Origin of the sequence: Planococcus chinensis, assembly GCF_020071995.1 — a bacterium.
Classification (GTDB): Bacteria; Bacillota; Bacilli; order Bacillales_A; family Planococcaceae; genus Planococcus; species Planococcus chinensis_A.
Genome location: NZ_JABWTK010000026.1, coordinates 1 through 1,152, shown reverse-complemented (window position 1 = coordinate 1,152; position 1,152 = coordinate 1). Strand labels below are relative to the sequence as shown.

The 1,152-nt window shown below is 49.8% G+C and carries 3 protein-coding genes; all 3 read right to left on the bottom strand.

Translation table 11 applies throughout. From position 1 onward, the window contains the following. On the bottom strand, positions 1 to 226 hold a 226-nt coding region (locus tag HU147_RS19035; RefSeq protein ID WP_224077663.1), incomplete at its 3' end, for a hypothetical protein. Next, a complete protein-coding gene (locus HU147_RS19030) occupies positions 223 to 465 on the bottom strand; it encodes an HTH domain-containing protein (RefSeq protein ID WP_003690220.1) in 243 nt (80 codons plus the stop codon). The genes HU147_RS19035 and HU147_RS19030, both read right to left, overlap by 4 nt. 3 nt (positions 466 to 468) lie before the next feature. After that, on the bottom strand, positions 469 to 1,152 hold a 684-nt coding region (locus HU147_RS19025), incomplete at its 5' end, for a replication initiation protein (RefSeq protein ID WP_224077662.1).

Here is a 1,152-nt window from a genome sequence, read left to right as displayed (position 1 = left end):
GGTTTTCAGGCTGGTTTGTCATGTACAAAACCCGTTGGGCAGCTTTTTCGGCTGTTGTGCGTTTGATGCCGTCAGGCAGAAAAATTCTCCATTTTTTGGCTAGAACTATATCTGCAAGATCATCAACCGTTGCGCTTTTCAAAGCAGGATTTGCGTTAATTTCCGAATACAGAAAATCTTTGAATGCCGAGTACAGAGCATCGCGGTTTATTGCGTATCTTGTCATGCTGTTTCGCTTTGGTTGTCAGTTTCAGACGGCATAGGCTTGCCGCGCCTGTACCAAGTGGCGCGGGAAATGCCGAAGTGTTCCCACGGTTTATCGCGGCTGATAGAGTTTTCGGCTAGGTAGTCGGCGCGGGATTGCGACCATGCCCGAAAAACGGTTCTTGTGGAACAGCCGAAGCGTTTTGCCAGTTCTTTAGCCGTAACGTCTCGCTTGGTGGTTTTCAGTTTTGGATAGGCCATATTTCAAAGCTCCGTGATGATTTTTGTTCTGCCTGCATTGATGGTTGTTTTCCGCAAACTATTCCGATGAGCCTGCAATTCCGAAAACCGTCGATTGCTGGCTGCAATATCAAACTTGTACCAAACCCAGTTAGCGATTGATTTGGAGATACATTTCACTTCTTTTTCCCACATCGGGACAGGGAAATCCCCATTTACCCGCATACACTGGTAATGCACTTCTTTCAGCCAGCCTTGCACCGTGTAGCCCTGCTGTTTGAACGCCAACACGTTTTTGTGCGCCCAACGGCTCACAAGGTTAAACACCGTGCAATTTCTGCTTAATCCGACCGCTTCCACGTTAGAGCGACCGATATAGGGCTTAAACTTGTCTAAATCCACGAAATCCGCAAGATACTCCAAATCGTAGCCCCTGATTGCGTCAGGAACGCCGCGCAGCGTCAGCCAATGCGGATGTTCGGGATTTTTCGTAATCAGCGATACAAAGCCCACATCACCGCGCAATTTCGCCTTATATGCTGCTTCAAGTGCAGCAAGATAGCGCAGGGCTTTTTGTCTCCCACCGTATTCCGCCGTCAGCACAGGCGCGGAAAGCGCATAGGCAAGGTGTGCGCCGCCGTTTTCCCTGTTGATTGCCGCCCAAGCAGGCATAGGCAGATTATTGTCTTCCCAAGCCAACCCCGCCCC

Bases quoted from the DNA above. Each gene is read 5' to 3' on its own strand.
- HU147_RS19030 (WP_003690220.1), bottom strand. From the start codon at position 465: ATGGCCTATCCAAAACTGAAAACCACCAAGCGAGACGTTACGGCTAAA.